4 protein-coding genes are annotated in these 3910 nt (G+C 60.7%); 1 reads left to right on the forward strand and 3 read right to left on the reverse strand.

Annotated features, from left to right (window positions below; translation table 11 throughout):
* Window positions 1-286 precede the first annotated feature (286 nt).
* Window positions 287-718 carry an ARPP-1 family domain-containing protein gene (locus NW848_RS12605; RefSeq protein ID WP_414511175.1) on the forward strand — a complete coding sequence of 144 codons (432 nt, stop codon included), beginning with the start codon at window positions 287-289 and terminating at the stop codon, window positions 716-718.
* Window positions 719-1100: 382 nt separating this feature from the next.
* Here the strand turns inward: NW848_RS12605 and NW848_RS12610 are convergent, their stop codons facing one another.
* The 3 genes from NW848_RS12610 to NW848_RS12620 are packed head-to-tail and all read right to left on the reverse strand — an operon-like array spanning window position 1101 to window position 3769.
* Window positions 1101-2642: an Hsp70 family protein gene (locus tag NW848_RS12610; protein ID WP_099812520.1), complete on the reverse strand. Its 1542-nt coding sequence runs from the start codon at window positions 2640-2642 to the stop codon at window positions 1101-1103.
* Window positions 2642-3202, reverse strand: a complete 561-nt coding sequence (locus tag NW848_RS12615) for a hypothetical protein (RefSeq protein ID WP_414508630.1) — start codon at window positions 3200-3202, stop codon at window positions 2642-2644. Before NW848_RS12615 ends, NW848_RS12610 begins: the two co-directional genes overlap by 1 nt.
* A gap of 48 nt (window positions 3203-3250) precedes the next feature.
* A complete protein-coding gene (locus NW848_RS12620) occupies window positions 3251-3769 on the reverse strand; it encodes a hypothetical protein (protein WP_414508631.1) in 519 nt (172 codons plus the stop codon).
* Window positions 3770-3910: the final 141 nt, after the last annotated feature.

Here is a 3910-nt window from a genome sequence, read left to right on the forward strand (position 1 = left end):
ATGGAGATGAGCTACCTAGTTATGGTGAAAAACCCGACGGGTGGAGACCCTCTGGAAGGCGTGTCAAGCGGGGCCTGTACCAAACGGCAAAGGGGTGGTTGGTCAACGCTGAGGCAAATGCTGCCGCCAACCTGCTTAAGAAAGTCAGCAGAACCTTGGGGCTTTGCCTTCAGGAACTGTCTAGAGGCGCTTTGACAACGCCGTTACGGGTTCTTTTGTGGACTGCGTAAGAATCCCCCGCCTTTAGGCGGTGGGAGTGTCAACGTTGCCCGTCTTCACCTCAGGCTTGAGGTTAGCTCCCCTACTGCCGCCCTTGCTGATTGCCTATGCAGCCTACGAGGAGGAGCTGAAAGGGTTCCGCGAAGACATCAGCTATGTCAAGGGAGCAACTGGCCTAGCCATCGCTATAGACGGTCGTGTGCGCTCGCTGGATCTCTTCGGAACGGCGCAGATTTGCAGCCGGTTGTGGTCCCGCCTGGTAGCCGGTCTGGCCATCGAGGCCCTGCGAGCAGCCCCCTCACGAGCCAAGGCCACCTCTGAGGATGTTCTCAAGTACTGGGCCAACATAACCCAATGGCCTTGGGAAGCGGTAACGACTGTGGGCGAAGGTCAGGAGTACCGGGCAGACTCGCAGCAAGGCGACCAAGGCTCAGCGCTGTTCTACGACGGGAAGCTAGTTTACCTGTCAGCAGTAGGGCCAGTCGTTGCTAATTCTTGAGAGATTGAGCTCAGGGGAGTCGGCCCTCACCCCCAGCCCCTCTCCCAGGGGGAGAGGGGAGCTAGAGATAGTGCTTCGCGCTGCCGGCGCCTTCGCGACAGCGTTGCGTAGCAATAACGACGTAGAGAAACGTTGCATCTATTTGAAATGACTATATCTGTCAAGTCATTACAAAGCCACTGCAGGGGATATACAGTCATTCTGGATGAGCTTAAGACTTTTCCCCCGCGCTTTACAGCAAAATAGGCGATTGTTCAACAAGGGATCCGCCCAAGCGCTCCACGCTGCCATTGCGACTACCCCCAGCCCCTCTCCCAGGGGGGAGAAGGGCCAGGCGGCACTGTTTGGGTTTTGGCGCGATAAAGAAGCTGAGTGCCTTTCTCTAACTCAGGGTGGCTACGGGCTGGGCTTCTACCAAAAGCTGCTGGGTTTGCAAGTCGAAGATAGTGGCCAACAGCCGCCGCGAGGCATCGACGGCAAATTCCACCTTGAGGCGATCTTCTCCTGCCCGACCTGGGGGCTGCAGGCGGGCCAGACAAGCCGGCTCAGCACCCAGGGATCGAAAATCGGTTTGTCGGGTAAGTTGGCGGCTGCTCATGCGCCCCAGCTCGTCATAGACCACCTCGGCCTGGGCCACCTGGGCCACTTCCCCCACATCGAGTCGAATTTCGGTCTGGCCATCGTTGGCCACCTGCAAGATCAAGGGCTCGGAGCGTCGGCAAGGGTAGGGGCTGCCCCGCTCGAAGAGGGGATAGTAGATGTAACTTTTTTGCCAGGGATCCCAGAGGCGGATGGCGTAGCTGTGGTGCAGGCGATCCTCGAGCTTGACCTGGCGGCCCACCTGCAGAGCGCCCAGGGCCACGGCGTCGAAGGGGCGCTCGCAGCGGACTTTCTTTTTGCCGAAGTAGGAGCGGAGCAGCTCTTGGACTGCCGGCAGTTGGGAGCTGCCTCCCACCAGGAGCACCTGCTCAATTTGGCTTTTGCCCACTCCCCTTGCCTGGGCGCTGAGCAGCACCTCGTCTAGGCACTGGCGGATCTGGTCGAGGAGCTGGTGGGTTTCTAAAATCTCCTCCAGCGCCTGCCGATTCAAGCGCAGCTCATAGGCAGTTAGAGTCTCGTCGTCGAACCAACTGCCCACAGCCTCCGGCTGGGCAGAAAGGGCGATCTTGAGCTGTTCTGCCTGCTCCAAAAGCGTCATCCAGCTCAGGGCCCCCAGCTGCTGCCGGCTCAGCCCCAGTTGCCCCAGCAGGTATTCGGCTATCCAGATGTCGATATCCACCCCGCCCACGTAGGCGTCGGCCTTGGCGATCACCTCTGCCTTGAGGACGGGGTTGCCCGGCTGGGGGGCAAGGGTGCGCACCAGGCTGAGATCCAGGGTGCCGCCGCCGAAATCCACCACCAGCACCACGGATCCCGGCTGGCCGACCGCATAGCCCAGGGCAGCGGCAGTGGCCTCATCCACAATTTGAACGGGATCCCCGGCCACCCCCCGCAGCCAGTTCAAGTAGCGCTCAAAGGAGCCGACGGGAGCGGTAAACACCACCTGTTGCGGCTGCAGGTATTCTTGCTGGACGGCTTCCATCACCGCCTGCAAAAAAGCCTGAGCCACCCTCTCGGCGTCGTAGCGCTCCCCATCGAGAATCCGCGGTGGGGGGACAAACTCCGCCACCAGATCCCGCTTGAAGCCCTGAAACAGCCGCTGCGGCTCCACTGCCCCCCAACGCCCGGCCCGCACCGTTTCCCCCACCAAGAGCTGGCCTTTTCCCTTGACATAGACCAGGCTGGGAATGGCCGAGTAGCCCGGGCGGGAAAGGCCGGGAAAGCTGAGCAGGCGGGGCGCTTCTTGGACGGGATCCCAAACTGCCACCACAGTATTGCTGGTGCCGAAATCGATAGCCAGCGTTGCTTTGGGGACAGGTGCCATCAGCTCAATCCTCCGGGCAGCGAGCGGCTGACTTTGGCCGGGCAGAGGATGTAGTCTTTCCGGCGGTAGCCGACAAAGCGGATGTAGACGGGATCCCCTGGCCGAATGTCCGGCTGATCCGGCTGGTGCAGTTGCGGGTCGAAGGGGACGGACTCAAGAGGGCTGCCGATGGCTTCATACCCCCACTGCTGCAGCAGGGCATCCAGCGACCGGAAGAGGGCCGTCACGTTTTGGGCCGGCCAATCGGGCTTGCGCCGGGCAATCTCGCGGACGGTGGGGTAGCTGGTCAGCAGCGGCTGCAGCAGGGAAAAGATCGCTTCTGCAGTGTTCGAGCCCCTTGGACTAGGGTCGCCACCGCCAAGCAGGGATCCCAACTCCCACTCTAAAGCGGCAGCCAGCTTCTGCAGTTGCTCCAGGCGCAGGGATCCCCACTGCCCTTGGCGCACCTGATCGAGGGCGCGGCGGCTGATCCCCGCCCGGGCTTGCAGAGCCTGCCAAGAGGAGAGGCCAACGGCTTGCATCCGTTCCCGCAGCCAATTGTCCAGCGGTCTCTCGGCCATGGGGTTTTGCCAGGGATCCCTACGATCATGCCCCAACTTGGGTCTAGCTCAGGGATTGGCAAGGCGCAGGGAACGGGCTATAGCTTCCACATCTCGGTCATAGCGCTCGCGCCGGTTGGCCGGATACACGAATTCAAAGCCAGCCTGCAGGGAAGGACGGACGATTTTTTTGAGATAGAAAATCCGCTGGCCAAAGTCCTCGTAGCCGGAGACCACGAAGAAATCCCGGCCAACGGTTTGGTAAGTAACCTGGCGCTGGTTTTCCCGGCTGCGGCGAAGTTCTTCCTGCAGGGCGCTGGCGGGCGTTGCTTGAAAAATGTTGTACCCACCCCAAACGCGCAGCTCAGCCCCGTCTTGACCGAGGAACACTTGGCCGTCGCCATTGTCGGATTCCCCTTGCGGGATAAAGTCTGCCGGGTAGTCGATGCGGTAGCCGAAACGGGCATTGAGATAGGGCCGGAAACCGGCTTGGGCAACGGGAAGGGCGGGGGCGGGAGCAATGACGGGGATCCCCGCTCCTAGGATCAGTCCGGCAAGCAGACAAGCTAGGCGAGCAGCAGACTTCATAGTTTTGATTGCTCTAATCTGTAGCTATCCTAAGCTCTCTCACCTCCAGCCCCTCTCCTAGGGGGACAGAATTTGGTTTGTCCAAGCTGATACATTCACGCTGAACTCTCCTGAACATGGTTCAGGAAAGAAGCGATCGCA

The sequence above is a fragment of the Synechococcus sp. RC10A2 genome, from assembly GCF_047502605.1.